Origin of the sequence: Haloglycomyces albus DSM 45210 (assembly GCF_000527155.1) — a bacterium.
Lineage (GTDB): Bacteria > Actinomycetota > Actinomycetes > Mycobacteriales > Micromonosporaceae > Haloglycomyces > Haloglycomyces albus.
The window spans coordinates 97,902-120,857 of the sequence record NZ_AZUQ01000001.1 but is presented as its reverse complement, the minus strand read 5'-3'; the positions used below and the strand labels follow the sequence as shown (position 1 = coordinate 120,857).

The 22,956-nt window shown below is 62.8% G+C and carries 21 protein-coding genes; 16 read left to right on the top strand and 5 right to left on the bottom strand.

From position 1 onward, the window contains the following. Positions 1–28: 28 nt before the first annotated feature. Both HALAL_RS0100575 and HALAL_RS0100570 read left to right on the top strand, forming a co-directional pair. A complete protein-coding gene (locus HALAL_RS0100575) occupies positions 29–901 on the top strand; it encodes an SDR family NAD(P)-dependent oxidoreductase (protein ID WP_025272126.1) in 873 nt (290 codons plus the stop codon). A gap of 131 nt (positions 902–1,032) precedes the next feature. Beyond that, positions 1,033–1,689, top strand: a complete 657-nt coding sequence (locus tag HALAL_RS0100570) for a vitamin K epoxide reductase family protein (RefSeq protein ID WP_084471781.1) — start codon at positions 1,033–1,035, stop codon at positions 1,687–1,689. A 24-nt stretch (positions 1,690–1,713) separates the two neighbouring features. Here HALAL_RS0100570 and cysC read toward each other — a convergent pair whose 3' ends face one another. After that, entirely contained in the window at positions 1,714–3,252 is a 1,539-nt protein-coding gene (gene cysC / locus HALAL_RS0100565; protein ID WP_025272124.1) for an adenylyl-sulfate kinase, read from the bottom strand. Positions 3,253–3,522: 270 nt separating this feature from the next. Between cysC and ppc the strand changes: the two genes are divergently transcribed. After that, positions 3,523–6,276 carry a phosphoenolpyruvate carboxylase gene (ppc, locus tag HALAL_RS0100560; protein ID WP_025272123.1) on the top strand — a complete coding sequence of 918 codons (2,754 nt, stop codon included), beginning with the start codon at positions 3,523–3,525 and terminating at the stop codon, positions 6,274–6,276. A 51-nt stretch (positions 6,277–6,327) separates the two neighbouring features. Here ppc and HALAL_RS0100555 read toward each other — a convergent pair whose 3' ends face one another. Further along, complete coding sequence (locus HALAL_RS0100555) at positions 6,328–7,365, bottom strand: hypothetical protein (RefSeq protein WP_025272122.1); 1,038 nt, start codon at positions 7,363–7,365, stop codon at positions 6,328–6,330. Positions 7,366–7,601: 236 nt separating this feature from the next. Here HALAL_RS0100555 and recO point away from each other — a divergent pair, with 236 nt between their 5' ends. The 10 genes from recO to HALAL_RS0100505 all read left to right on the top strand — a co-directional run bounded on the left by recO (position 7,602) and on the right by HALAL_RS0100505 (position 15,507). After that, complete coding sequence (recO, locus tag HALAL_RS0100550) at positions 7,602–8,348, top strand: DNA repair protein RecO (RefSeq protein WP_029767131.1); 747 nt, start codon at positions 7,602–7,604, stop codon at positions 8,346–8,348. 138 nt (positions 8,349–8,486) lie between these two features. Further along, complete coding sequence (locus HALAL_RS0100545; RefSeq protein WP_025272121.1) at positions 8,487–9,251, top strand: isoprenyl transferase; 765 nt, start codon at positions 8,487–8,489, stop codon at positions 9,249–9,251. Positions 9,252–9,411: 160 nt separating this feature from the next. Continuing rightward, positions 9,412–10,368, top strand: coding sequence for a metal ABC transporter substrate-binding protein (locus HALAL_RS0100540; protein WP_025272120.1), 957 nt, complete (start codon positions 9,412–9,414; stop codon positions 10,366–10,368). Between the two features lie 58 nt (positions 10,369–10,426). Continuing rightward, on the top strand, positions 10,427–11,239 hold the full coding sequence (locus tag HALAL_RS0100535; protein ID WP_025272119.1) for a metal ABC transporter ATP-binding protein: 813 nt from the start codon (positions 10,427–10,429) through the stop codon (positions 11,237–11,239). Continuing rightward, positions 11,236–12,120: a metal ABC transporter permease gene (locus HALAL_RS0100530; RefSeq protein WP_245597996.1), complete on the top strand. Its 885-nt coding sequence runs from the start codon at positions 11,236–11,238 to the stop codon at positions 12,118–12,120. The genes HALAL_RS0100535 and HALAL_RS0100530 overlap by 4 nt, the downstream gene beginning before the upstream one ends. A 16-nt stretch (positions 12,121–12,136) precedes the next feature. Beyond that, entirely contained in the window at positions 12,137–12,463 is a 327-nt protein-coding gene (locus tag HALAL_RS0100525) for a metalloregulator ArsR/SmtB family transcription factor (protein WP_025272117.1), read from the top strand. After that, the gene (locus tag HALAL_RS0100520) at positions 12,463–12,897 is read left to right on the top strand and encodes a Fur family transcriptional regulator (protein WP_025272116.1); all 435 of its coding nucleotides are present in this window, start codon (positions 12,463–12,465) and stop codon (positions 12,895–12,897) included. The genes HALAL_RS0100525 and HALAL_RS0100520 overlap by 1 nt, the downstream gene beginning before the upstream one ends. Before the next feature lie 24 nt (positions 12,898–12,921). Beyond that, the gene (locus HALAL_RS0100515; protein ID WP_025272115.1) at positions 12,922–13,269 is read left to right on the top strand and encodes an antibiotic biosynthesis monooxygenase family protein; all 348 of its coding nucleotides are present in this window, start codon (positions 12,922–12,924) and stop codon (positions 13,267–13,269) included. Then, complete coding sequence (locus HALAL_RS0100510; RefSeq protein ID WP_025272114.1) at positions 13,266–13,871, top strand: hypothetical protein; 606 nt, start codon at positions 13,266–13,268, stop codon at positions 13,869–13,871. The genes HALAL_RS0100515 and HALAL_RS0100510 overlap by 4 nt, the downstream gene beginning before the upstream one ends. A gap of 259 nt (positions 13,872–14,130) precedes the next feature. Continuing rightward, a complete protein-coding gene (locus tag HALAL_RS0100505; RefSeq protein ID WP_025272113.1) occupies positions 14,131–15,507 on the top strand; it encodes a glycine--tRNA ligase in 1,377 nt (458 codons plus the stop codon). 473 nt (positions 15,508–15,980) lie between these two features. Here HALAL_RS0100505 and HALAL_RS0100500 read toward each other — a convergent pair whose 3' ends face one another. From HALAL_RS0100500 to HALAL_RS16345, 3 genes are all read right to left on the bottom strand, one after another. Continuing rightward, entirely contained in the window at positions 15,981–16,199 is a 219-nt protein-coding gene (locus HALAL_RS0100500) for a hypothetical protein (RefSeq protein ID WP_025272112.1), read from the bottom strand. A 305-nt stretch (positions 16,200–16,504) separates the two neighbouring features. Next, positions 16,505–17,710 carry a tRNA dihydrouridine synthase DusB gene (gene dusB, locus HALAL_RS0100495; protein WP_425402653.1) on the bottom strand — a complete coding sequence of 402 codons (1,206 nt, stop codon included), beginning with the start codon at positions 17,708–17,710 and terminating at the stop codon, positions 16,505–16,507. A gap of 51 nt (positions 17,711–17,761) precedes the next feature. Further along, on the bottom strand, positions 17,762–18,574 hold the full coding sequence (locus HALAL_RS16345) for a hypothetical protein (protein WP_035534269.1): 813 nt from the start codon (positions 18,572–18,574) through the stop codon (positions 17,762–17,764). Between the two features lie 505 nt (positions 18,575–19,079). Between HALAL_RS16345 and dnaG the strand changes: the two genes are divergently transcribed. The 3 genes from dnaG (at position 19,080) to HALAL_RS0100475 (ending at position 22,956) form a co-directional block, all read left to right on the top strand. Then, entirely contained in the window at positions 19,080–20,969 is a 1,890-nt protein-coding gene (gene dnaG, locus HALAL_RS0100485; protein ID WP_029767126.1) for a DNA primase, read from the top strand. A gap of 70 nt (positions 20,970–21,039) precedes the next feature. After that, positions 21,040–22,026: an ABC transporter ATP-binding protein gene (locus tag HALAL_RS0100480; protein WP_025272108.1), complete on the top strand. Its 987-nt coding sequence runs from the start codon at positions 21,040–21,042 to the stop codon at positions 22,024–22,026. A 108-nt stretch (positions 22,027–22,134) separates the two neighbouring features. Continuing rightward, positions 22,135–22,956 carry an ABC transporter permease gene (locus HALAL_RS0100475; RefSeq protein WP_025272107.1) on the top strand — a complete coding sequence of 274 codons (822 nt, stop codon included), beginning with the start codon at positions 22,135–22,137 and terminating at the stop codon, positions 22,954–22,956.

Below are 22,956 nucleotides of genomic sequence, written 5' to 3'. Positions count from 1 at the left end.
TAGTGGGCCGTTGTGGGACACTGAGCGCATGAACAGTCCACGGTCACAGTCGCACAATGACGTCATCACCCTCCCCGTCGCCGGCGCGGGCGTATCGAACGCCGCCGACAATGAGCACGGTCCCGATGAAGAACCCACCGCACGGCTCCGTGACCTGGACTCGCTGATCGGCAAAACGGCCCTGGTGACCGGGGCGGGTGCCGACGACGGAATCGGAATGGCCATCGCCACCCGTCTGCGCCTGGCCGGGGCTCGGTTGGCTCTCGTCTCCACCACCAAACGCATCCATGAACGTGCCAATGAACTCGACGCGGTCGGTTTCGTGGCCGATCTGACCGACGAAGCCGAAGTGGCCGGGCTCGGCGACGCGGTTACCGAAGGGCTCGGCGAGGTCGACATCGTGGTCAACAACGCCGGAATGACGTCCAAAACCGCACCGGCCGTCACCAAACCGGTGGCACAGTTGGGGTTCGACGACTGGGAAGCCGAGATCACCCGGAACCTGCACAGTACATTCCTGGTCAGCCGGTATTTCGTACAGAGTATGGCGGAATCCGGATGGGGACGCATCGTCAACGTCTCCGCCACCGCCGGAGTCTCCAGTGTCATGCCCGCCGAAGCGGCCTACGCCTCGGCCAAGGCCGGCGTGGCGGGATTGACGCGTGCGCTTGCCACCGAGGTCGTCGCCGACGGGGTGACGGTGAACGCCGTCGCGCCCGGTTTGATCCACACCGGTTCGTCGACGGTGCCCGAGCTGCAGCGCGGAGTGGACTCTCCCCTCGGACGCCCCGGCACGCCCGAGGAGGTGGCTGCCGCCGTGGCCTTCTTCTGCAGTCCATCGGCCTCGTACGTCACGGGTCAGACGCTCGTGGTCGACGGCGGCAACGGTATTCGGGCCTGAGGTCGACGACGGTTCGGCACAGCGGAGTAGGATCGCTTGAAACAGGGGACGTGGTGCCTGCCGTAACCGCGTGAGCGCCTCATCGTTCCTAGAGTATGGATTCAACACTTGGAGTAGTTAGTCAGCCTGCCATGCGAGATTCACACGACCCGTCGACCCCGACCGACGACGGACTGACCGCCGGATCGGCACCCGGACCCATCTCGGTGAAGGGGCAACGCACGACCGGTTGGGTGCTTTTCCTGGCCGGAATCGTCGGCCTTCTGGGTGCCTTCAGCCTTGCCTACGAGAAATTCCTCGTACTGGACGATCCCGACCACTCCATCAGTTGCGACATCAACCCGGTACTGTCCTGTGGCTCGGTCATGGCCACCCCGCAGGCGTCGCTTTTCGGCTTCCCCAACCCCCTGATCGGCCTGATGGCCTTTCCTTTCGTGATTTTCACCGGCGTTCTGTTCGCCTCCCGCGTGCGTCTGCCACGTTTCGTCACCCTGCTGTTCAACCTCGGCACCCTGGGCGGGATGGTCTTCATCGGCTGGTTGACGGTGCAGTCGATCTTCGTGATCGAAGTGCTGTGCCCTTATTGCATGGTGGTATGGGCGGCGACGATTCCGACCTTCTGGTTCGCCACCGTCTACAGCCTGAGGTCGGGTGCGTTGCCCGTGGGGCGGAACTGGCGTGCGGCGGTCGACGACGTATTGAAGTTCCACTGGGTCGGGCTGGCTCTGCTGTACCTGATCCCGGTGGCACTGATACTGATGGTTTTTGGGGACCGTCTTTTCGCCTAAGACGGTCCCGTGCGATCGAGCCGCTCAGTCCAGTTTGAATCCGCTCGATTCGAGCCAGCCGCCGTCGGTCATCAACTCCAACACCTGTTCGGTAGCCTCACCGACGGTAATATCACTGGTGTCGATGTGGAGGTCGGCCGCGGCGGGCTCCTCGTACGGGTCTGAGATCCCGGTGAATTCCTTCAACTGCCCGGCGCGGGCCTTGGCATACAGCCCCTTGCGGTCGCGTTCTTCGCAGACCTCCAGAGGCGTGTTGACGTGTATGAGAAGAAAGTCCGCGCCCGCTTGCTTGGCCATGGCCTGAGCGGCCAAGCGGTCGGCATCGTACGGAGCGATCGGTGCCGCCAAGGCGATACCGCCGTGGCGCCCGATCTCAGCCGCGACGAATCCAATACGCCGAATGTTCATGGAACGGTCCGCTTTGGAAAAACCCAGTCCAGCGGACAGATGGCGTCGTACGACGTCTCCGTCCAACAGTGTCACCGTCCGATTGCCGTCCTCCAGGAGTGATTCGTACACCCCACGGGAGATCGTGGACTTCCCGGAACCGGACAGGCCGGTGAACATGACGACCAGACCGCGTTCCGGTCGGGGCGGACACGCACGTCGTAGCTCCTCGGCCACGGCCGGAGGAGTAAACCATTCGGGTAGCTCAAATCCGCGCGCCAGCATGTCGGCGACCTCCACGTCGCTCAACCCCGGCTTGCGGAAGGGCGGCTCGATGTCCTCGATCGACCTCCACTGCCCGTCACGCGAGTCGTAGGCGATCTCACGGGGCAACATCGAACGGACCCCCGCCCCGCCGCCAATGGAATCAGGGCGACTCATAATGTGCGTCGCCCCGTACGCGCGCGCCACGCGGGCGGCCAACAACCCGTCACGCACGGGGTTGGCACGTCGAGCCAACGGCAATGCCATGATCGTGGCCGACGGCAAGCGATCCTGAGCCGCCAACACCGTGCGCATGACCGTGGCGGTGGACAGCGGCAGTTCCGGGCTACCGGCCATATCACTCGCGGTCGGCACGATCAACAGAAGATGAGCTCCCAGCTGTCGCGTGGCCCGAGCCAATTGAGCGAGGTCGGGCCGATGCAGAGGCTTATCAACGATCGCGGCCAAGACACGCGAGGACGAATAGGTCTCCTTAGCCTGTTCGGGGGTGTTGCGGTAAGCGGTGAACACGCCGTGCGAACCGTCCCCGCTACGTCGGAGTCGTCCACCCAACCGCACCTTTTCGGTTCCCAAGCCGTCGGCGTCGGTGACGTGCAGCGTCGCCACCGGAGCGCCCTCCGGGTCGGTCAACTCCACAAACCGTGCCGACTCCGGTTGCTCCTCCAATTCGTCGGCGATACGCGAGGGAACATCCAGGGTGACGGGAACCGGCCAGGACCGACCGTCCAACAACGTCCCGTTGTCCAAGACCGAACGCGCCTCCGCAACGGACATGAAACCGTCCAGAGGTCGATAGGCACCCGTCAGAATCAACTCAACGTCGGCCAATTCGACCGCATTCGGGGTGTAGCTGGGGACATAGGCATCGGCGTCTGCGGGCCAATCTGACATTTCGGTCCTTTCCAAGCGGTCGACATATCGCCGTTCTGCTAACAGAATAGGCCACCGTTACCGACCGTCGCCGTCCCCATCAACCCCAATGAGCTCCGGATTCGCATGACGACTTCGGGTTCGGCTGGAGTCGGCTACTCACATGGGTTACAGTGGCTTCGGAATCAGATACTCTGCCCACAACGTCGTCGGCGAGCAACCCCGGTGGAGCGTAGCGATTTTCCAGCCGGGGAGATCACGTATAGCCCACATTCCCTACCGGAGAGAGCTATGGATTTTTACGACAGTCAAGCGGCGATCGACGACAAGCAGATGAGGGCCGATATTCGGCGACTGGGTAATCTCCTGGGACAGACCCTGGTACGGCAAGAAGGACCCCAGCTGCTGGAACTGGTGGAGGACGTCCGCTCCCTCGTACGCGCCGACCCCGACGCCGTACAAGCCCGCCTGGCCCGCCTGGACTCGGCGGAGGAAGTCGATCTGGCCCGGGCCTTCTCCATGTACTTTCACCTCGCCAACATCACCGAGCAGGTGCACCGCGCACGCGACATGCGACGCCAACGGCAGGAATCCGGCGGCTGGCTCGCACAGGCGCGAGACGACATCGAAAGCGCCGGACTCGATGCCAAACAAATCGCCGCGGCAGCCGACCGCCTGGAAGTACGCCCCGTCTTCACCGCCCACCCCACCGAAGCGTCGCGCCGCTCGATCCTCACCAAAATGCGTGCCATCGCCGATCTGCTCGACGCCGAGACGGCCGAACGCGCCGTCATCGGCTCCGCCGACTCCGACGAAGTGGACGGACGCCTCGCCGAGGTCATCGACATGCTGTGGCAAACCGACGAACTGCGCGTCGAGCGTCCCGAACCCACCGACGAGGCACGCAACGCCGTCTACTACCTGACCGACCTGTACCGCGATGCGGCCGGTCGAGTCCTGTCGGACCTGTCGACCACCCTGAAGTCGATCGGCGCGCACCCGCGACCCGACTCCGCCCTGCTCTCCTTCGGAACCTGGATCGGCGGCGACCGGGACGGCAATCCCTTCGTCACCCCCGAAGTCACCGAACAGGTTCTCATCATCCAGCATGAACACGGAATCGCCGCCGCCGAAGGAGCCGTGGCCGAACTGGTACGCGAGATATCCGTTTCCGATGCCGTCCGCCCGGCGGCCCGGAACCTCGTAGAATCGGTGGAAGCGGACCTGGACGTCATCGACGTGCCCAAACGCTACCGCCGAGTCCACGCCGAAGAACCGTACCGCCTGAAACTGCGCGCCGTCGAAGCGAAACTGGAAAACACCCGCACCAGGCACGCCGAAGGACTCACCCACCGAAGCGGATGGGACTACACGGACGCCTCCGAACTGGTCGCCGACCTCCGCATCATCCGCGACTCCCTGGCCCGGCAACGTGGTCAACTCGCGGCAAAAGGCGCCGTCGATCGCACCATCCGGGTCGTCGAGGCATTCGGGCTCCAACTAGCCACCATGGACGTACGGGAACACTCCCAAGCGCACCACATGGCGCTCGCCGAACTGTACGACACCTCGGGAGAACTCGACCGCCCCTACCTGGAACTGTCCGAGGCCGAACGCAACGCCCTGCTGGTGAAGGAACTTTCGGGCCACCGGCCCTTGGCCCCCAAAAACGTGGAGCTCAGCGACCGCAACCGCAAGACCTACAACGTCTTCAACGCGATCGCCGGTGCACAGAAGCGGTTCGGCCCTCAGGTCATCGAATCCTATATCGTGTCGATGACACACACGGCCGCCGATATTCTGGCCCCGGTCATTCTGGCGCGCGAAGCCGGATTGATCGACGTGGCCCGCGGGCGAGCCGACATCGGCTTCGTTCCCCTGCTTGAAGGAGTGGAGGAACTCGCCGCGGCCGACACTCTCATCGACGAGTTGCTGAGTCTACCGGCTTATCGAGAGATCGTGACCAATCGCGGCAACGTCCAAGAGGTCATGCTCGGATATTCCGACTCCAATAAGGAATCGGGAATCACCGCCAGCCAGTGGTCCATTCAAGTCGCGCAGCGGCGGCTGCGGGACGTGGCCGCCAAGCACGGGGTTCACCTGCGTCTCTTCCACGGACGTGGAGGAACGGTGGGACGTGGCGGGGGACCGACCCACGCCGCGATCCTGGCACAGCCGTCCGGAACCCTGGACGGCGAAATCAAGATCACCGAACAGGGCGAGGTACTGTCCGATAAGTACACCCTCCCCGCCTTGGCTCGTGAGAACCTGGAACTGACCGTGGCCGCCTCGCTGAAGGCGACCCTCCTGCACACCGAACCGCGGCATCAACAGGACGTCCTGCAACGCTGGTTCGGGCACATGGACTCCATCTCCGCCGACGCCAAGAACGCCTACCGGAAACTGACCGCCATCGACGGGTTGTCGGACTACTTCTGGGCGGTCAGCCCCACCGAACTGCTTGGCGCGCTCAACATCGGATCACGTCCCTCCAAGCGCCCCAACACCGAAGCGGGGTTGGAGGGCCTGCGGGCGATTCCATGGGTATTCGGTTGGACGCAGTCACGCCAGATCGTCCCCGGTTGGTACGGCGTCGGATCCGGACTGGAAGCCGCCCGCAAGGCGGGTCTGGGCGACGAACTGCGGGAAATGTACGGCAAATGGCACTTCTTCTCCAACTTCATCTCCAACGTGGAGATGACCTTGGCCAAAACCGACCTGGACATCGCCGCCGATTACGTCGACGAACTGGTTCCGCGCGAACTGCACGGAATCTTCGAGGTCATCAAGCGCGAACATGCCAAGACGGTTAACGAGGTCCTGGAGATCACCGGAGGCGATCGTCTCCTCGATTCACAGGCGCAATTGGCGCGTACGCTGGAAGTGCGCGATCGCTATCTCGCTCCATTGCACTACCTGCAGATATCCCTGTTGAGTCGCTACCGTGCCGAAGGATCGACCGATGCGGACGCCGATCCGCAACTCAAGCGTGCCCTCTTGATCACGGTGAACGGGATCGCCGCCGGTCTCCGCAACACCGGTTGATTCAAATTCCTGTATGTGCGTGGGGAGTCCTTACCGGGCTCCCCACATTGCTCACGACGCCGAGAAGCCGTCCACATCGGGTAGATCGGCCAATTCCCAGGACGTTTGCTCGGTGAATAGCGCGATCTCCTCCACCTCCAGGTGGTACTCCGCGGCCCACTCTCGGCCCCAGGAACCCCAGATGTCGGGGTCGAAGTCCAACTCCTGAGCGACCTCGGCGACCTGGTGCAGTTCCTCCGTCAGGGATTCCACCGGATCGGCCAGAGAGTCCATGACCTCGTCGGACTCCCAGACGTCATCGCTCCAGTCTTGACCGTCCAAATCATCGAGGACGCCGGGTGGTTCGAAATCATCGTCCGCGTCGTCGGGTTCGGATTCCGACTCCTCGGATTCGTCCGGCGTCCAGCCGCCCGCGTGCAGGCTGCCACGACCGTAACGACTGGCCACCTTCCCCAGCAATCCCATGGCCAAAGTGATGCGTTTGGTGAGGGTCATCGCCGAAGCGGTGGCCCGACTGATTTCGTACCCGGCCCGAGCGACGTCGACGACCGTTTCATTCCCCAATCCGTCCAAGGCGTTACGGATGACATTGTGGTACAGGCTGCCCACCAGCTCGCTGAGTACCCCGTTGATCATCAACCGCCCCAGGAACGACAGCCGTTCCGCATGACGGCAGACCGCATGCATCACCTCGCCGGACTGGCCGACCACGTGGACGTGGCGGGCGGCCTGCCGGATCGCCGGATCGTTCCGGCTCGACCGGACCATACGCCGTTCGATGTGCGACTCCTCCCGAGCGATCGATCCCCACATTCGGGTCGCTCGCCGCATGGCGGCGGGATCGCCGGACACTTCATCGCGCAACCGCGCCAACGGTGCCGCCTGGCGACTGAGATCGGGGTGCCCCCAGGAATGGAGAGTGCGCAATGGGTCGTCGAACTGGGGATACTGCGTGGGGTTCAGGTCCGCGACGCTCCGATCGATCTGCCGCAGCTCATGATGGAACCGTGCCCGCATGGGAGCGTCCATCAAGGCTCCAGGTGGAGCTTCGGGAGGCATGACCGAGACCCGTGGGCTGTGCGCCGACATTGTGTCCTTTCTGGACTGTATTACTGTCCCGTCCGTTGCAAAGGCCACAATCATTATGCAACACAGCCTTTTCGGGCATCCAGCCATGCGACGCCCAAACCGTTTGTAGTGGCACCGATGGGCATATTGCACCTGTGCGGAACGAAGGTCCCTCCTCACCCCTGCTTCCGCTCCCCCTGGGGACGGCGGCGCAGCGCTGGCCTACCCGGCCGTCGACCATGGATTAGACTGGAAACATGGCCTTGGGGACCCGACGACTGCTTCGCGACGACGTGCTCGTCCTGCGTACCTATAAACTGGGCGAAGCCGACACCATCGTCTCCATGTTCGGGCGCAATCTCGGTCGATTCCGCGCCGTTGCCAAGGGACTGCGTCGTACCGGGTCCAAGTTCGGGTCGCGACTCGCCCCCTTCTGCCATGTCGACGTGCAGCTCATCGAGGGTCGCGGCGATCTGCATACCGTCAGTCAAGCGGTGGGGCTCCACCTCAACAGCGGGGTCATCAGCCAACGGTGGGAGTCCTACACCGTCGCCTGCGTCATCAGCGAAGCCACCGAACGATTGGTTCCCGAAGACGGTCAGGCGGACCCCGACATCTTCCAGCTCTCCGGCGGTGCGTTGCGCGCCTTGGCGGAGACCGACTTCAATCCCTTTCTGATCCGTGACTCCTACCTGCTTCGCGGCATGAAGGCGGCCGGATGGGCACCGTCGTTGTCCGAGTGCGCCGTGTGCGGGCGGGAAGGTGACCATCGAGCCTTCGCCGTGGCCGCCGGGGGCGCCGTCTGCTCCGAATGTCGTCCCGGTAAATCCGTTGTGCCCAGTGCGGACGCCCACCGCCTGTTGCGCGCCCTCGACGCAGGAGATTGGCGCACCGCCCACGAGGTGGGCCCGGTGGAGCAGAGAGAGGTCGCCGGCCTGGTGGCCGCGCATTTCCAATGGCATTCGCAGCGTGGACTGTCCACCCTGCGTTACGCACAGCGTTAACGGCCGATGTCGCGTCGTGTCGGATCGTCTGTGGTGTCTCCTTTGGTCGCCCGTCGCATTGGTCGAACCGGTGAGGTCGAGTAATCTCTGGAGGTAATCGGCATGCTGTGAGCGGAGAACAGAAATGAGGACATAACAGTGGCTCGACACTATGAACCACCGAAACCGCATCCGACGGGCGCCCAACCGCCCTCCATTCCCGCCTCGGTGCTTCCCAAACACGTTGCCCTGGTCATGGACGGCAACGGCCGTTGGGCCAAGCAGCGCGGAAAGAAGCGTACGGAAGGGCATGCCGAGGGGGAGTCCTCGCTCTTCGACGTCATCGAGGGAGCCATAGAGATGGGCATCACCACTCTCTCGGCCTTTGCCTTCTCCACGGAGAACTGGCGGCGTTCCCCCGACGAGGTGGCCTGGCTGATGGGATTCAACCGCGATGTGATTCATCGTCGCAGAGACGAACTCAATGCGATGGGCGTGCGGATTCGCTGGGCGGGGCGTCGTCCAAAACTCTGGAAAAGCGTCATCGACGAGCTGCTGGTGGCGGAGGACATGAGTCGAGATAACGATAAGTTGACCTTGCAGTTCTGCGTGAATTACGGCGGTCGCGCCGAAGTAGCGGATGCCGCGGCGGCGTTGGCGGTGGACGTGCGCGATGGAAAGGTCAATCCCGACAAGGTGACCGAAAAGGTCTTCGCGCGTTATCTCTACAACCCCGACCTGCCGGATGTGGACCTTTTCGTACGGTCCTCGGGCGAACAGCGCATCTCCAACTGCATGTTGTGGCAGCTTGCCTATGCGGAATTCGAGTTCATGGACGTGCTGTGGCCCGATTTCGATCGGAGGCACCTGTGGAAGGCCGTGGAGAACTTCGCCAGGCGCGATCGCCGTTTCGGAACCGCTTGATCGGTATTCGAGTGAGCTCGAATACACGCGATGGGATGACGTCGGAGGCGTGGCGGCGAGTCGTGGGGCAGGTGAGCGGTGTGGACGTGGAGTATGGGCCGTACCCGGTGAATCCATAAGTTGTTGACAATGATTATCATCTCCAGGCAGGCTTGCTTCCATGCGAAAGAGAATCATCCTATCGGCCTCCGCACTGGGTATGGCCACAACCGCTCTCACCGCCTGCGGTGACGACACCGGATCGGCGGCCGGCGACGGCGCTCTCGACGTCGTAGCGGGCTTCTATCCGCTCGCCTTTGCCGCCGAGCAGGTCGGCGGGGACCACGTCGAGGTGGCCGACCTGGCTCCCGAAGGTGTGGAGCCCCACGACATGGAGATCGAAATGGAAGCCATGACGGAGGTGGTGGACTCGGATCTCGTGGTCTATCTCCCCGACTACATTCCGGCGCTCGACGACGCCGTGGCCGAACACGCCGCCGACAAGTCCCTGGACGTCGCCGACAACGCCGACGTTCTGGCTTACGAAGCCGAAATCGTGGACGAGCACGAGCACGATGATGATGACGACCATGGCGGCGACGATGACGGTCACGACCACGACCACGGTGACATCGACCCCCATCTGTGGCTTGATCCCACCCGTTACGCGGCCATGGGCCACGACATCGCCGATCGTCTGGCCGAGTTGGACCCGGACAATGCCGAGGACTACGAGTCCAATGCCGCCGATTTCGAGTCCGAGCTGACCCGATTGGACGAGGAGTACACTTCGGCTCTGTCGGAACTGGACAACCGGGACATGGTCGTTTCGCATGCCGCCTTCGGATACCTCGCCGATCGCTACGATCTACATCAAATCGCGATCTCCGGCCTCAGCCCCGATCAGGAGCCCACCTCGCAGCGCATAGCCGAAATCTCCGATTTCATGCGCGACAACGATATCGATACCATCTTCTTCGAAAGCACCGCCTCTTCGGACGTCGCCGACACCATTGCCCGTGAAACCGGCGCCACCACCGATGTGCTCAGCCCCATCGAAGTCACCGTGGATGAGAACGACGACTACTTCAGTCTCATGCGCGACAATCTCACAGCGTTGGAATCGGCGCTGAAGTAAACCACGATGTGGCCGACCGTCACGACCACGGTCGGCCACCGAACAATAGGAAGAGCCCATGGCCTCGCACACGCCCACCGCCGTCACGATCAGCGACGCGGTCGTCTCCTACCATCGTCAACCGGTGCTCAGCGACTTCAACCTCGATATTCACCCGGGTGAATCGGTGGCACTCACCGGCTCCAACGGTTCTGGAAAATCCACTCTCATCAAGGCCGTTCTGGGGCTTACTCCGCTCAGTGCCGGTCGCATCGAGCTGTTTGGACGGCGTCGACTCAACCGACGGGTGCGGGCACGGATCGGGTACGTGCCACAGCGGGCCGACGGGCAGGGAAACATTCCCACCACCGTATATGAAACGGTCGCCTCCGGACGCCTGAACCGACGTCCGACCGGATTCCCCGCCACCCGTGACGATCGAGTGGCGACCTGGGAGGCGATTGCCGCCGTTGATCTGAACGTCCTTGCGCGCAAGCCCATGGGAGAACTGTCCGGTGGGCAGCAGCAGCGCGCCTATATCGCTCGGGCACTGGCCGGAGCTCCCGACATGTTGATCATGGACGAGCCCACCGTGGGAGTGGACGTGGAGACGCAGGAGCTTCTCACCGAGGTCATCGCCCGAAAACTGGACGAGGGCTGCACCTTGGTGCTGGTGACACACGAGGCCGGTCCGCTGCAACAGTATCTACATCGGACCGTTCATCTGCATCGTGGGCGCAAGGCCTATGACGGCCCCAGCGAATCAAAGCCGGGTCCGTCCGGAGATTCACAGGGATGCCTTCACCCCGATCAGCTCGGGGACACCGACACCACCGGCCTGCGTGGCCTTAATGACTTGCGACCCAACGATTCTGGAGGAGTACGCCGATGAGCATTACCGCCATGCTCGACTACGAATTCATGCGCAACGCCCTGTTCAGCGCATTGATCGTGGGTCTGTGCGCTCCCACGGTGGGGGTGTTCCTCGTGCAACGCAGGCTGGCCCTTCTGGGGGACGGGCTTGGGCACGTGGCCATCACCGGAGTGGCCGTCGGGCTCATCACCTCGGTAACGCCCTTGTGGACCACTTTGGCAGCAACCATATTGGCCGCCATCGTCATCGAGCTGCTACGTACGTACTCTAAAACGTCCGGTGACGTTGCCCTGGCGATGATGTTTTACGGCGGTATCGCCGGCGGCGTTTTCCTGACTTCGGTGGCGGAGGACAAAGGTCTGGCTAACCTGCAGAGCTTCCTGTTCGGTTCACTGTTGACGACCAGTAGCGACGACGTTCTGTTCATCGCCGTAGGCGGGGGACTGGTCGTGATTCTCATGAGCCTGCTCCTGCCGTGGTTGGCGGCGATCAGTATCGACGAAACCCACGCGCGGGCGGCGGGAATACCGACTATTGCGCTCAACATGGTTCTGCTCGCTACGGCGGCCGTAGTGGTGTCGGTGTCGATGCGTGTGGTGGGACTGCTGTTGGTTTCGGCGCTGTTGGTGATTCCGGTCGTGACCGCTTCTCAGATTGGACGTTCGTTCCGTTCCACGTACCTGATCGCGATGGTGGGTGGCTCCTTGGTGGCGGGAAGCGGAGTTCTGCTCGCCGGTCGCCTCGACGTACCCCCCGGAGCGACGATCGTCTTGCTGGCCATCGCCGTGTTCGTTGCGGTCACCGTCGTCGCCACACTCGGTCGGGCGATCATGCGGCGACGCAGTGCTGGAACTGGCCTTGACGCTGCGGACGCGATATCGTTGACCAGTGCCAAGTGACGAGAATCAGCCCAGAATGGACGAGTACCCCGTATCCGGTGCTCGACATCCGGACGACAACGCGAGTTTCGAAGCCGCCGCGGAACTGCTACGGTCCATATCCGCGCCCTTGCGGATCGCCATCGTCATGGAGTTGGCCGGCAGTCCTCGGTATGTGCACGAACTCGTTGACGCACTTCACGTCAGCCAGCCGTTGGTCAGCCAGCACCTGCGGATTCTGCGCGCCGCCGGGGTCGTGCACGGCACGCGAACCGGGCGCGAAATATCCTATAGCTTGGTAGACGACCACATCGCACACATCGTGACCGACGCGGTGCACCACGCACAGGAAGGCCACCACTAATGCCGAACCCTCAAGGGGCGAAACCAACCAGTTCCATGACCCGTTCCACCAAACAGCGGGCCGCGGTGATGGAACTATTGCAGGAAGAGGACTCCTTCCGTTCGGCACAGGACCTACACGCGATTTTGAAGAGCCGTGGGTCCAAAATCGGCCTGACGACCGTATATCGGACCCTGCAGGCATTGGCGGACGCCGACATCGTCGACGTCATGCGTTTGCCCGGGGGTGACTATCTCTATCGTCGTTGTGAGGCCACCGAGCATCATCACCATTTGGTGTGTCGTTCCTGCGGTGCGGCCGTGGAGGTCTCCGGTCCGACGGTGGAAAAATGGGCCCTGCGTGTGGCGGAGGAGAACGGTTTCAGCGACGTCGGCCATACCGTGGAACTGCATGGTCTGTGTTCCACCTGTTCCACCACCTCGGGTGGTTCATAGTGGCGACGCATTAGACTAAGCCTGATGTTGGCAATCAATCGATTCAGCACCGACGACCCCGAGCGATTCCAAAAGGAAGCCGCCCCTGCCCTAGAAGCCTTCGCGCGGTGCCGGGGCTACCTCCGAGGTGGAGTGGCGCGCGCCGTCGATGAGCCCGAAACGTGGGTACTGTGGACCGAATGGGACAATATTGGGGATTACCGTCGCAGTCTGTCCAGCTACGACGTGAAAATGTCGACCCCACTCTTGTCACAGGCACTACCCGAAGCGGTGGGATTTGAAACTCTGGTGACGTGTGAGCCCGGATCTTCCAGCACCGTCACCACCTCGGACCACTCGCCCGACACCATAGGCAGGAGCGACCAGCCGTGACCGACACGCCGCGACCCCACGACCGCGACGATCCTCAGGGAGAACAGCAGTCGGACGAACCGTCTGACGAGGCCGCCGTCCTATCGTCGGAAGCCGAGGACAATCGGCCGCGCGAGGAAGAACCCGAGGAATCCTTCATTCCGGGAATCTATGTTCCCTTCGCCGCCCCTCCCACCGAGAGGAACGCGGGACGTACCGCGTTGAAGGTCATCGTTCCGATTGTTCTCGGTGTCGTACTCTGTTCGGGTATTGGCGTGGCGTTCGTTACCGCTCTGGTTAAGATCGACGAAGGGCTGCAGCGCAACATCGAATCCTCGGCGGAAGAATTCATGGCGAGCGTCTCCAGCGGATCGTGGGACGAAGCCTATGCCAGTCTCTGCGGTGAACTGCAAAAACGTCCCTCCAGTGCCTACACCTCCGAATGGGAGGAATGGGAAGGCCAAGAGTGGGAGGTCGACCGTCTGATCCCGACCTATGAGGACTATGAAGTCGTCATGGAAAGCGATGAGGGTTCGGAGGTCACGCTGACGGTGGTCATGGAGCAGGAAGGTCGTGACCTGAACGTCGCCGTCTGCGGTTGGCGTGGCACCGCGGCCGATTAGGGTCGGGTCACTCCACAACCGGCGGGTGTCGGCTACACGTCGACGTGACTGCGCGGTAAGGTGGTGTCTCAGCATTGTCACTCTCAGCAGGCCGGATTCCATCGTGGTGACCGTCCGTCGTACTACCGTCGAATGACCTTCGGTGGATGCTGTCGCGAGAACGGCCCCGCTGATTTCAACGTGCGTGATACGCGCGCGAATGCTACAACTGATGTTTAGTCTCGCCGACCGCCAGCCGGAAGAGCAAAAGGAGAATCTCATGGCCAAAGACCGAAATGACGCCATCATCAGCCTCGCCAAGCGGCGTGGTTTCGTCTTCCCTTCCTCGGAGATTTACGGAGGGACCCGGTCAGCCTGGGATTACGGTCCGCTCGGTGTTGAGCTGAAGGACAACCTTCGCGAGCACTGGTGGGCCTCGATGGTGCGGCAACGCGACGACGTCGTGGGTCTCGACTCGGCCATCATTCTCAACCCCCAGGTGTGGGAGGCGTCCGGCCACGTCGAACAGTTCACCGACCCTCTCACCGAATGCCAGTCCTGCCACAAGCGTTTCCGCGCCGACCACCTTCTGGAGAACTACGAGGCCAAGCACAGCCGTCCTCCGGAAAACGGGCTCGCCGACATTGCCTGCCCGCACTGTGGTGCGCGGCAATCGTTCTCCGAGCCACGCAACTTCAATGGATTGATGCGCACCAGCCTGGGTGCGGTCGAGGGTGCGGGCAGCGAGCACTTCCTGCGCCCGGAGACCGCACAGGGGATCTTCGTGAACTTCTCCAACGTGATGACCTCCGCGCGTAAGAAACCCCCCTTCGGTATCGCTCAGGTGGGTAAGTCGTTCCGAAACGAGATCACCCCCGGGAACTTCATTTTCCGTACGCGGGAATTCGAACAGATGGAGATGGAGTACTTCGTCGAGCCCGGCAGTGACGAGGAATGGCACGAATACTGGCTGGAGGCCCGCTGGAACTGGTACATCGACCTTGGACTCTCACCGGAGAACCTGCGTCGGCACGAGCACGCCAAGGAAGACCTCAGCCACTATTCGAAGCGCACCGTCGACATCGAGTATCGCTTCGGCTTCGGGGGCAAGGAGTTCGACGAACTGGAGGGTGTGGCGAACCGGACCGACTATGATCTGTCCACTCACGCCGCGCATTCGGGTCAAGACCTGTCCTACTTCGATCAGGCCAAGGGCGAGCGTTGGACACCGTACGTCATCGAACCGGCGTCCGGTTTGACCCGCATGGTTCTCGCCTTCCTGATTGAGGCCTATGACGTCGATGAGGCCCCCAATGCCAAGGGCGGAGTGGACAAGCGCACGGTCATGCGTTTCGACCCGCGTCTGGCCCCGGTGAAGGCCGCCGTGCTTCCGTTGAGCCGCAATGAGAAGCTATCGCCGAAGGCCAAGGACTTGGCCACTCAGCTCCGGCGTCGGTGGAACGTCGAATTCGACGACGCGGGCGCGATCGGCCGCCGCTACCGGCGTGCCGATGAGGTGGGTACGCCGTTCTGCGTCACCGTCGACTTCGATACCCTTGACGACCAGGCGGTCACCATTCGTGACCGGGACACCATGAAGCAGGAACGTGTGTCGCTGGACCAGGTGGAGCGTTTCCTGGCCGAGCGTCTGCATTAAAGTGCCCGCAATTAAGCGTCAGTATTAAAGCAGATGCACTACAGCTAGAGTCTGCACTAAAACTGCACTAAAAACGACGAACCCGGTGTGGAGCAAAGTTTCCCGCTCCACACCGGGAGAACACACAGCAGGGCTCCTACGGCGGTTTTCCATTCGGAAAGGCACCGTAGGAGCCCTGCTGTGTGTCGTTCCGCCTTGTCCGTCTCCCGGAGGCTCCCGGGAGGTTTCTTCGGGCGACCGCGCTTCCTCAGGCGACCAGCTTACTCAGGTGACCGTGGCGATGCGAGGCCGTCGGGTAACCGCAGAGCCCATTCCGGGGCGGGGTATGGACCGTCGGGAACGTCGCTGCGGTGGCCCGGTGGGTGGATTCCCACCAGGCAGTGCACCACAGGTGAACCCAAGGCATTGGCCTACCCGGCGAACTGCCTACCAGTGAACGTGGCCCGGCGGCGGAGATGGATTAATGGCGTCGGCTAGTCATTGTGAATCGTCGTATCGCAATCGACCCAATCGGAGTGGCCGTCATCCTCGGTATGGGTGCAGGAATATGACACCTTGCTGGTGGAAGCCCACAACGGTGCCGGTGACGACGGACTGGTCGGAAGATCGGACAGATCGATGTCTGGTGCGGGATCGGAATCGCTGTCAGAAGACGAGGATTCTTCATCCTTGACACCGGTTGTTTGGGCCATGACTAGGCGCTCCTTTATGTGATGTGGTGACCCTGCAATATTTGCGGTCCACACGCTTCACTTCGGTGGTTGACGTCGATGTCCTCCACTCCACAGTAAAGCGCATTGTAGGACCGGACGTGAGGCTAAACGCTGAAATAACGTGAAAAGTTACCGACATGCGACCAGCTTCACACCGAACTTGGGGCTAAGGTTACTTGACAGCCTTAGATAAGGCCGCCAATCGTCCCAAGATATGGGAAATGTGAGTGTCGACTCTCCGACTCAGTGAGCGAGTGATCATGCGGTGCGACCACCGGTGGGAGTCAACCACCGGAGGAATCGATTTCCGCGCCAACTGGAACGCTGCGATCATCCTGGTCGTCGAGCCAGCCGTCGGGGAGACTGACCTTGCCGGGGCTGTTGGTGCGCCCACGCGGTTTACCGAGTATCTCGCGGGGGAACGGCGCGGTGTCGTCCAGCTCTACCAGTAGCTCGTCCAGCTCTTCCAAGGTGGAGATCATCGCCAAGGAGCGTCGCAGCTGGGACCCCACCGGGAAGCCCTTCAGGTACCAGGAGACGTGTTTGCGGAACTCGGTGCAGCCGTGCTTTTCGGCGGATATGTTGCGGCGCGCTTCGTACGACTCGGCCTGTTCGAACCAGTCCACCAAGAGGCGCGCGTGGCGGGCCATCAGTCGTGACACCTGCCCCAGGTCGGGGAGATGACGATCGGGTCGGCCTCGGAAAGCGGCTTCCAAGTCGGAAAAGAGCCACGGTCGTCCCAGGCAGCCGCGTCCCACGACGACACCGTCGCAGCCGGTCTCGGTGACCATGCGGAGCGCGTCGTCGGCCTCCCAGATGTCGCCGTTGCCGAGGACGGGTAGGGAGACGTGTTCTTTGAGACGCCGGATGGCGTCCCAGTCGGCGTGGCCGGAGTAGCGTTCGGCGGCGGTGCGCCCGTGTAGGGCGACCCAGGCCGCTCCGGCGTCCTCGGCGATCCGTCCGGCGTCGAGGTAGGTAAGGTGGTCGTCGTCGATGCCCTTGCGCATTTTGACCGTCACCGGTACTCCCGCCGGTTGGGCCTCGGCTACGGCCGCCGACACCACGTCGCCGAACAATCGCCGTTTCCAGGGCAATGCCGATCCACCGCCGCGTCGTGTCACCTTGGGGACCGGGCACCCGAAGTTCAAATCGATATGATCGGCCAGGTCTTCCTCGACGACCATGGCGGCGGCCCGACGCATGCTCTCGGGATCGACACCGTACAACTGCAGCGAGCGCGGCTTCTCATCCTTTTCGAACTCCACCAACCGCATCGTCTTGGGGTTGCGTTCCACCAAAGCGGTGGTGGTGATCATTTCGCACACGAAGACCCCCGCGCCCTGCTCGCGGCAGAGTTGCCGAAACGGCAGATTGGTGATGCCGGCCATCGGCGCCAGGACGACCGGAACCGGCAGCGTGTGATCGCCGAGGCGAAGCGCATCGAGTTCACTCGGCAGGGTGGGAGCGTGTTCGTCCACGGGCGATTCAATGACTGTCACAGCACACCTCGTTAATTCTGTTCATCCACATCTGTGCGTCGACTATTCTTCGCCGCTGTCGTCCTGCTGCGTGGAGCTTTCCCCGGAACCGGGCTCTTCGTCGCCGCCGCCCGGCGAGGTGCCCAGCATGATAACGATCCCGATGATCATGCCCAGAACGATGACCGCGCCGATGGCGTACAGGGCGTAGCGCACCTTCGTGTGGGTGGGCGGTACGGCCGGTTTGTCCTCTTCACCGTCGGATTTCTTTTTACGCAGGAACTGTGGCAATCGGATGACGAGAGTGGCGTCGCCGTCGTCGGGAGGGGGTGTCGGAGAGCCGGAAGGCGAGGGCGGTGACGGAGGCGTCCCTGGCGCGGCCGTGGGGGCCGCGCCCGACGTTCCGTATGGCGCACCAAAACCGTGTTGGTCGTTACCCGAGGTCGAGGCGTGATCCGGGCCGGGTCGCGGCGGCGCCTGCGGTGATTCCGCTTGCGGCGGACGTCCCGCTTGCGGAGCGGGACCGGCCTGCGGGAGCGATGACGATCCGGGCGGTGGGCCACCGGCGCTGGGAAGGGCGTTGTCAGCTCGCGGGGTCGGTTCCGACAGCGGAGCCGGTGCCGCCGACGGGCCGGGTTGGCTCTGCGGCTGGGAGGTGACCGGCGGTGACGGCTGTGAGGGAGGAGGGGAGGACCACGGTTCTCGGGGAAGCTGCGAGGCCGGTGGAGACTGCCGACGTGGCAGGCCCGCTTCGGGCGACGGGGCAGGGTCGTTGGATTCGGGAGGAGCCGACCAGGGTTCACGTCCGTCGAATCCCGACGAAGCGGGTGTGGCTGGGGCCTCCGGCTGAGATGACCGCTCGTATTCGCCTGTCATAGGGCTGGCTGCTTCCTCCGTGGCTGGCAGTTGCGGAGTCGAAGGAGGGACCGCGCCGTCCGTCCCCGACCAATAATCCGCCTGTTCCGGTATGGTGTCGGATCCCATCCGCCCCACACCGCGCGCTTTCACGACCGGCGGATTGGTATCGGGTGCTGCGGCGGCGTCATCCGCAGGCGGCCAACTCGGCGGCACTGCGGGCGGCTGCGAAGAATTCGGGACATCCGGCATGATTGGCTAGGCTAGCTGACTCTCATCAATGGTACTGAGGCGTGGTCACCAAGGCGTGTTCGAGAACTCGTGAGCAAAGGGCGGGGCTCCGTTCGAGTCTCCGTGCGAATCCCCAGGGCTCCGCATGCGTGACGAACAGAGACGCCCGATGCGTCCAATTTGCCCGGTACCGCCTGTATGGTGTGCTTCTCTCTAGCTTAACGGTGAACGAGCTGGAAATGAAGAGCACAGTTGGCCTCAAGTCAGTGTTCTTGCACTCGGCCGGTGAGGCACAATGGGAATCCGAACGGTCAGGAGGGGAGAAGTGGCAGGACGGATCCGCCAAGCGGACATTCAGCGTGTACGCGAACAAATCGACATCGCCGACGTCATCTCGGAGCGTGTCACCCTGCGCAACGCCGGAGGCGGAAACCAGATGGGGCTGTGCCCCTTCCACGACGAACGCTCCCCGAGTTTCAACGTCACCCCCGCACGCGGGGTCTACCATTGCTTCGGCTGCGGAGTCGGCGGAGACGCCATCACCTTCCTCATGGAAGCCGACGGACTGTCCTTCGCCGAGGCGGTGGAACGCCTCGCCGCCAAAGCCGGATTCCAAGTGACCTACGAAGACGACGCGGGCCGCCGCTCCAGCCCCCGACACAAACCCGGGCAACGACAGCGACTCCTCGACATCAACAGCACCGCCACCGAATTCTTCCAGCAACACCTGACCGCCCCCGACGCCTCCATCGCCCGCGAATTCCTCACCGGCCGCGGATTCGGAAAAGACGCCGCCGAACACTTCGGCTGCGGCTTCGCCCCCGACAGCTGGGACGCACTCACCAAACACCTACGCGCCAAAGGATTCAGCGCCGACGACATCACCGCCGCCGGACTCGCCAAACCCGCCCGCACCGGAAACCTGATCGACCGGTTCCGACAACGCCTCATCTGGCCGATCCGCGACACCTCCGGAGCCACCATCGGCTTCGGAGGCCGCAAACTCAGCGACGACGACCCGGGCCCCAAATACCTCAACACGCCCGAGACACCGCTGTACAAGAAATCCCAGGTCCTCTACGGTATCGACCTGGCGCGCAAACACATCGCCCACAGCGGTCGAGTCGCCATCGTGGAAGGCTATACCGACGTCATGGCCGCACACCTCGCCGGGGTCCCCGTCGCCGTCGCCACCTGCGGCACCGCCTTCGGCAGCGAACACATTCGCCTGCTGCGGCGGTTCCTCTTCGACTCCGACTCCTACACCGGCGAAATCATCTTCACCTTCGACGGCGACGAGGCGGGAATGCGCGCCGCGCGAAAGGCCTTCCAAGGCGATCAACAATTCATCGCCAACACCTTCGTCGCCATCACTCCCGACGGCATGGACCCCTGTGAACTCCGCCAAAACAAAGGAGACCAGGCCGTCCACGACCTCATCGCCTCACGCGAAGCGCTCGCCAAATTCGTGCTCGACAACGAGATCCAAAAACACGACCTCGACACCCCGGAAGGCCGCACCCACGCACAACAAGCGGTCGTACCGATCCTCGGAGCCCTCAAATCGGGCGTCTACCAAAACGACTACGTCAAAACCATCGCCGCCGCCGTCGGCGCCGACGAAGCAGACCTGAAACGCGCCGTACGCAACGCACGCCACGGCCAGGGCGCTCGCCCGGAATCGTCGACGACCCGTCGCCCCACCCACCAGACCGATCCCGTGATCGCTCAGGCGCAACGTGAGGCGTTGAAACTGGCGCTACAGAACCCCGCGCTCGCCGGTCCGTACTTCGACGAGGTGGACTCCACCGTCTACACCGAGGGCCAGTACCGTGTCATCCGCGAGGCCATCGCACGGGCCGGGGGAGCGGGTTCGGCTGCGACGGCCGGGGCGAACTGGGCAAGTGAGGTCGTGGCCGCCTGCGACGACATGGCGGCGAGCGCGTTGGTCAATGAACTGGTCGTTGAGCCGTTGTTCATCGACTCCGCACCCGATCATCACTACGTGCAACGTTTGTTGGCGCAGATCCAGCGTCCCGTGGTGGCACGGGACGTGGAGGAGATGAAGCAGCGGTTGAAACGGGTGAACCCCTCCAACGATCAAGAGGAGTACATGCGTCTGTTCGGAGAGCTGGTGGCGGCCGAAAAGCAGCTGCGGGCCCTGCGCGACAAGGCGAGTGATTGATACGGTGCCGCGTCGTCCCGCGCGGGAAAACCGATCGCCGATCGGGGGCGCGGTGAGTTAGTCTCGTACAATGGCTGAACAACTCACCGAACGCGACGCTCCAGCCGAATCCACCGTTCCCGTCCTGGTGGAAGCGAACTCCCTCACCAAGAAATACGGCGATTTCGAAGCGGTCAGAGGGATCGATTTCCACATTGATCGGGGCGAGGCCTTTGGATTCCTCGGAGCCAACGGCGCAGGCAAATCGACCACCATGCGAATGATCGGAACGGTGAGCGAACCGACCTCGGGATCTCTACAGGTATTCGGGCATTCCACCTCGCAGGACGGAGTCGCCATTCGCTCCCGTCTCGGTGTCGTGCCACAGGACAACAACCTGGACAGCATGTTGAGCGTTTTTGAGAACATGGTCGTCTACGCCCGCTACTTCGGCATCAAGGGTAAGGAAGCGCGGCGTCGCGCCAACGATCTCCTGGACTTCGTGCAGCTGACCGGACGTCGTGACGACAAGGTCGACAACCTCTCAGGCGGAATGAAACGGCGTCTGTGCATTGCCCGGGGACTGATCAACGAACCCGACCTGATCATTCTGGACGAACCCACCACCGGGCTCGACCCGCAAGCGCGCCACCTGGTGTGGGAACGCCTTTTCCAACTCAAGCAACGCGGCGTCTCCATCCTGCTGACCACGCACTACATGGACGAGGCCGAACAGCTGTGCGACCGTCTGGTGGTTATGGACGAGGGTAAGATCATCGCCGAAGGCTCACCCCGGCAACTGATCGAAACCCACGTGACCAAAGAGGTCGTGGAACTGCGCTTCGGTGCCCGGCGCACCTCCGAGCTGGTCGAGATCGCCGAACGCCTGGACGGGGCCGGAAATCAAATCGAACCGCTTCCCGACCGGGTATTGGTCTACACCGACGACTCCGCCGCCACCTTCACCGAACTCAGCGCGCGACAGATCGAACCCACCAGCATCTACGATCGCCGGGCGACCCTGGAAGACGTCTTCCTACGTTTGACGGGACGACAGTTGGGCGCGGACGAAACCTAACGTGGCACCCACTGTCGTTAAGGGAGCGAACACGTCGTTCCACGTCGACATCTCGAACCGACCACACCCGTTGTCCAATAGCCGTAGTCATCTTGCGATGGGAGCTCCATGACTCAACTGGCCCAACCAACCCCTACCGACAAAGCGACACTCAGCTACCCGGCCGGTGCTTGGCGAGCGTCGTACCTGCACTTCGTCAACTACCGCCGCTCTTGGACCGGATCGATCTTTTCGGCCCTGGTCATGCCGATTCTGTACATGATCGGTATCGGACTCGGCGTCGGTCAATACGTGGATTCATCCTCCCTGGGAGGAATGGAATACGCCGAATTCATCGCCCCGGGCATCGTGGGAATGGTCGCTGTCACCCTCGCCAGCAGCGACTTCATCTACCCCGTCTACGGCGGATACCGCGACTGGGGCAGCCAATACCTCAGCCAACGCGTCAGCCCGCTGCGTCCGGTCGACATTCTCAACGGGCACCTGCTGTACGGAATCCTGTTTCGAGCCACCGTCTCCTGCACCTTCGTTTTCCTCGTGCTCACGTTGTTCGGCGTCTTCACCTCCTACGGAGCCGTACTACTCGTGCCCATCGCCATGATCGTCTCCTTCGCCTGCGCGCCCTGGATCTTCACCTGGTGCTCGGCGATCGACAACGAAACGATGCTCAACGTCGTGTTCCGTTTCGCCGTCATGCCCATCACCCTGTTCTCCGGAGTCTTCTTCCCCATCTCCCAGATGCCGCTGTTCCTGCAACCGCTCGGCTGGGCCTCACCCCTCTGGCACGGAGTCGAACTGGGCCGCACCACCGCCCATACCGGCATCGAATCCACCCTCCACCCCGCACTCCACGTCCTCTACCTGCTCGCATTGGGGACCGCCGGCTGGTTCGCCGCCCGTCGCATCGTGACCAAACGACTGAACTTCTAG